General features: G+C 76.8%; 3 protein-coding genes and 2 pseudogenes. 3 read left to right on the top strand and 2 right to left on the bottom strand.

Features of this window, described 5'->3' with window-relative positions:
- Positions 1-208, bottom strand: a pseudogene (locus tag KIK08_RS37125) (serine/threonine protein kinase); the annotation flags it as partial.
- Between the two features lie 199 nt (positions 209-407).
- Here KIK08_RS37125 and KIK08_RS37120 point away from each other — a divergent pair.
- Positions 408-1,001, top strand: coding sequence for a hypothetical protein (locus KIK08_RS37120; protein WP_214407996.1), 594 nt, complete (start codon positions 408-410; stop codon positions 999-1,001).
- 21 nt (positions 1,002-1,022) lie between these two features.
- Here the strand turns inward: KIK08_RS37120 and KIK08_RS37115 are convergent, their stop codons facing one another.
- Positions 1,023-2,015 (bottom strand): LacI family DNA-binding transcriptional regulator, encoded by a 993-nt coding sequence (locus KIK08_RS37115; protein ID WP_214407995.1) that lies wholly within the window; start codon positions 2,013-2,015, stop codon positions 1,023-1,025.
- A gap of 444 nt (positions 2,016-2,459) precedes the next feature.
- Between KIK08_RS37115 and treS the strand changes: the two genes are divergently transcribed.
- Positions 2,460-4,679, top strand: coding sequence for a maltose alpha-D-glucosyltransferase (gene treS / locus KIK08_RS37110; protein ID WP_214407994.1), 2,220 nt, complete (start codon positions 2,460-2,462; stop codon positions 4,677-4,679).
- A 106-nt stretch (positions 4,680-4,785) separates the two neighbouring features.
- Positions 4,786-5,197: pseudogene (locus KIK08_RS37105) on the top strand (pentapeptide repeat-containing protein); the annotation flags it as partial.

Genomic DNA, 5,197 nt, shown 5'->3' with positions numbered 1-5,197 from the left:
CGGGCGGGGCCCTCGGGACGGCACCGCGGTCGGCCGCGGACGTGCCCGCACTGGCCTCGATCCCCACCCAGCGCGGCGGGAGCGCCGTGGGCGGGCCGGTGGCCGACCGGCCGATCGGTTCGGTGGCCGCCGACGTGCTGGGGCTGCCGCGCACGCCGGGTTCGCCGGGCACACCGGGTTCGCCCAGCACACCGGGTTCACCGGGCACGCCGGGCCCCGGGACCGCTCCGGGTGGCCCCGGACCCGCACCCGCACCGTCCCCGGGGCCCGGCGGCGGTCCGACCGGGCCCGGGACGCAGCCCTCGACGCCCGTCCCGCCCGCCTCACCGGGCACGCCGGGAACGCCGTCGTCCCCGGGCACACCGGGCACACCCTCGTCCCCGGGTGGCGCCGGCCCGGTCGCGGAGGTGGCCCGCCCCGTCGGCCAACTGCTCGGCGGCGTCGCGACGGCCGCCGCTGCACCGGTCGGCGAGGTCGCCCGCCCCGTCGGCGAGGTGCTCGACGCCGGGACCGGCCTCGTCTCCGACGCGGTGGTGGAGCCGGCCGCGACCGCCCTGCGACCGGTCACCGAGCCGGTCGCGGAGGCGACCGGGGCCGTCGCCGACGCCGTCGTCGCGCCGGTGGCCGAGACCGCGGGCGGTGTGGTCGACGGGGCGGCGCGGTCGGTGCTCGCACCGGCCGCGCGGACCCTGGCGCCGGTCACCGAGCCGGTCACCGCGGTGGCCACCACGACCGCCGAGACGGTCGTCGAGCCGGTGGTGGAGCCGGTCGCGGCCGCGGCGGAGCCGGTGCTGCGGCCCGCGGGCGAGCTCGTGGCCACCGCCGCCGAGCCGGTGGCACCGGTCGTCGCGCCGGTCGCGTCGGCGCTGGAGCCCGTCACCGAGCCGATGGCGCAGGCCGTGCAGACCGTCGCCGCGCCCGTTGCGCCGTTGACCGAGCCGGTGACGCGGGCCGTGGAGCCGGTGGTGCAGCCGGTCGCCGGGCTGCTCGGGCTGGGCTGAGCGCCCCGGGGCAGCGGTCCGTCAGGCGCTCTCGCGCAGCACCAGCTCCGAGGGCAGCAGCGTGCGCGGCGCCACCTCCGACCACGGCCCCAGCAGCGCCTCGACGGCCGCCGTGGCGACCCGTTCGACCGGGTGGCTGGCTGTGGTCAGCGGGGGCCAGCCCAGCGCGGCCGCCGGCACGTCGTCGAAGCCGGCCACGGCCACGTCGCCGGGCACCCGCACGCCCAGCGAGCGCAGCGTGGCCATCGCCCCGAAGGCCACGTCGTCGCAGGCGGCGAAGATCGCGTCGGTGTCGGGCCAGCGGGCCATCACCTCGGCCGCGCCGCGGACGCCGTCGTCGATGTCGAACCCGCCGGCCACCATCCGCTCCGGGCGCCCCTCGGCGCCCATCACGTGGCGGTAGGCCAGGCTGAGCCGGCGCGCGCAGGGCAGCCAGGCCGGCGGCTGGATCATCGCGATCCGGGTGCGCCCGGCCGCGCACAGGTGGCGGAGCACGGCCATCGAGCCGGCCAGGCTGTCGACGTCGACCGAGGGCACGTCGCGGCTGCCGACGCCGACGGACACCACGCGCCCGCGCAGGTCGGCGGGCATCGACTCGAGCACCGGCCAGGTGGCGTTCACCAGCACCACGCCGTGCACGCCGCGGTCGGCGGCCAGGCCCGGCAGCAGCCCCCGGTCGTACGGGGTGGTCCAGCGCAGCGACACCCCCACGCCGTGCCGGTCGGCCACCGCGGCGGCCGCGTGCAGGGCGCGGCCGAGGTACTCGCAGTTCTCCACCGCCCGCGACGACTCGGCGAGCATGGCCAGCACCACCCTCGTCCCGACGCCCCCGGCCAGCGCCCGGGCCGCCGGGTCGGGCCGGAACCCCATGCCCGCGGCCACCGCCCGCACCCGCGCCCGCCCCGGCGTCGAGGCCGGTCCGTCCTCCAGGAGCGCGCGTGACGCGGTCGCCCGCGACACCCCCGCCGCCCGGGCCACGTCCTCCAGGGTCACCCCGCCGCGCCGCCGCTGCATCCCCCGCCCCCGATCGGACCGGCGCGCCTCCCCGGCCCTCCGGCAGTCCTACCACGCCGGCCCGACACCGCAACGATCGCGACCGCAGCCGGTCACGCACCGCTACGCCGGACGGTCCTCCCACCGCGCCGACCGGCGGCGGCTCCGGGGCCCCGCGACCCACCGGCTGACCGCCGCCCGGAGCCGACCGCTCCCCCTCCGACCAGGGCCCGGGCGAGGGGGACCGCGGGCGGGCGCGATCCGCGCGGGCGCCACCGGGCGCGGGACCGGACCCCCCGCCGACGACGCGCCCGACGACGGCGGGTCCACACCGGACCGCGGGCGCGAGCGGGAAATGATGGGCACCTCCCCCGGTGGCGCCGACGGTGCCGCCACCCACCCACGTGCCGCCCCGCCCGGCCCCGACCGGTGGTGCCCGCACGGCGTTCTCGCACGGAGTAAGACATGCCGGACGACCAGCCCCACGAGCCGAGCGAGATCACCTACGCCGAGCACTTCCACCCGGCCCGCCCGCGCAGCCTGCGCCACCGCGCCAGGGTGAAGGCGCCGTTCACCCGGCGCCGGTCCGCCTCGACCGACGGCGAGCCCGTCGGCACCAACCCGACCTACGTGTCCTGGCTGCTCGGGCAGTCGATGCTGGCCGACGCCAACGAGATCAGCCGGCAGTTCTCGGGGCAGGGCACGATGTGGCAGAACCCCTACGCCAACCCCAGCCCGCGGATGGCGGTCGAGGCGGCGTCGGTGTGGTTCACCGCCTACCCCCTGTCGTTCATGACCCGCCCCGGTGAGTCGTTCCTGGCCGCGCTGGCCGACGAGGCGCTGTGGGAGGCGTTCGCCGCGATCGGCATCCACGCCGTGCACACCGGGCCGGTCAAGCGGGCCGGCGGCATCACCGGCTGGCGCACCACGCCCAGCGTGGACGGCCACTTCGACCGGATGAGCACCGAGATCGACCCGGCGTTCGGCACCGAGGCCGAGTTCCGGGCGATGTGCGGGATGGCCACCTGGTTCGGCGGCACCGTCATCGACGACATCGTGCCCGGCCACACCGGCAAGGGCGCGGACTTCCGGCTCGCCGAGATGAACTACGGCGACTACCCCGGCATCTACCACATGATCGAGATCGAGCCGGAGGACTGGGTGATCCTGCCCGAGGTCCCGCCGGGGCGCGACTCGGTCAACATCGACGCCGCCACCGAGGAGCAGTTGGAGAAGGCCGGCTACATCATCGGCCGGCTGCAGCGGGTCATCTTCTACGCGGAGGGGATCAAGGAGACCAACTGGAGCGCCACCGCGCCGGTCGTCGGCGCGGACGGCATCGAGCGCCGGTGGGTCTACCTGCACTACTTCAAGGACGGCCAGCCCACGATCAACTGGCTGGACCCGTCGTTCGCCGGGATGCGGCTGGTCATCGGCGACTCCCTGCACTCGCTGGCCGACCTGGGCGCGGGCGGGCTGCGCCTGGACGCCAACGGCTTCCTGGGGGTGGAGAAGAGCGCCGAGGGCCTGCCGGCGTGGTCGGAGGGCCACCCGCTGTCGGAGGCGGCGAACCACCTGATCGGCTCGATGGTGCGCAAGCTGGGCGGGTTCACCTTCCAGGAGCTCAACCTCACCATCGACGACATCCGGGCCACCGCCCAGACCGGCGCCGACCTGTCCTACGACTTCGTCAACCGGCCCGCCTACCACCACGCGCTGGCCACCGGCGACACCGAGTTCCTGCGGCTGACCCTGCGCACCTCGCTGGAGCTGGGCGTCGACCCCGCCTCGCTGGTGCACGCCCTGCAGAACCACGACGAGCTGACCTACGAGCTGGTGCACTGGTCCACCGGCCACCGCGACGACGTCTACACCTACCAGGGCGCGCCGATCACCGGCGGCGAGCTGGCCGACACCGTGCGCCGCGACCTGTGCGAGCGGCTCACCGGCCCGGCCGCCCCCTACAACCTGATCTTCACCACGAACGGCATCGCCTGCACCACCGCGACCGTCATCGCGGCCACCCTCGGCATCGACGACCTGGACGCCATCGACGACGAGGCGACCGCCCGCGTCATGCGCCTGCACCTGCTGCTGGCGATGTTCAACGCGCTGCAGCCGGGGGTGTTCGCGCTGTCGGGCTGGGACCTGTGCGGCATGCTGACCCTGCCCCCGGAGGAGGTCGACGCGCTGTTGGAGCACGGCGACACCCGGTGGATCCACCGCTCGGCCCACGACCTCATGGGCGTGGCACCCGGGGCTACCCGCTCGGCCGCGGGCATCCCGCGCGGGCGCTCGCTCTACGGACCGCTGCCCGCCCAGCTCGCCGACGAGACCAGCTTCGCCCGCCAGCTGCAGGCGATCCTGGCCGTGCGCGTCCGGTACGGCATCCCGACCAGCACCCAGGTCGACGTGCCCGACGTGCCCGACCCCGGCCTGCTGGTGCTGGTGCACGAGCTGCCCGCCGCCGGGCAGCTGCACCTGTCGGTGCTGAACTTCTCCGGCCGCGCGATCAGCACCACGGTGTCCTCGGCCCACCTGCCGGCCGGCGCCGAGGTGACCGACATGTTCACCGACCGCCACGTCGCCACCGTCGACGCCGAGCACCGCGTCCCGGTCGAGCTGGAGCCCCACCAGGGCCACGCGCTGCTGGTCCGGCGCCCCGACCCGGCGTCGGCCCGCTGAGCTACCGTCGGGGCGGCCGGACCGCCCGGCCGCCCCGACGGAGGGACCGACCACGACCCGCGACCTGCCGCTGCTGCCGGCCGTCCCCGCCACCGTCCCCGCCACCGTGCCCACCGGCGGGCCCGACGAGCTGCGCGGCGACTGCGCCCGCTGCGCCGGGCTGTGCTGCGTGGTGCTCGGGTTCGCCCGCTCGGCCGACTTCGCCGAGGACAAACCGGCCGGCACCGCGTGCCGCCACCTCGCGCCCGACTCCCGCTGCGGCATCCACGAGCACCTGCTCGACCACGGGTACCGGGGCTGCACCGCCTTCGACTGCTTCGGCGCGGGCCAGCGCACCACCCAGGTGACGTTCACCGGGCTGGACCTGCGCGCCCGGCCGGAGCTGGCGGGGGCGGTGGCCGCGGCGTTCGCCGTCCAGCGCGGCGTCCACGAGCTGCGCTGGCACGTCGCCGCGGCGCTGGCCCTGCCCGCGGCGGCCCCGGTGCGCGCCGAGCTGGCCGCGACCGACGCCGAGCTCG

It is taken from the genome of Pseudonocardia lacus, from assembly GCF_018531445.1.
Classification (GTDB): Bacteria; Actinomycetota; Actinomycetes; order Mycobacteriales; family Pseudonocardiaceae; genus Pseudonocardia; species Pseudonocardia lacus.
Note: the sequence above shows the minus strand (reverse complement) of the source record. Positions and strands in the feature narration are given on the sequence as shown.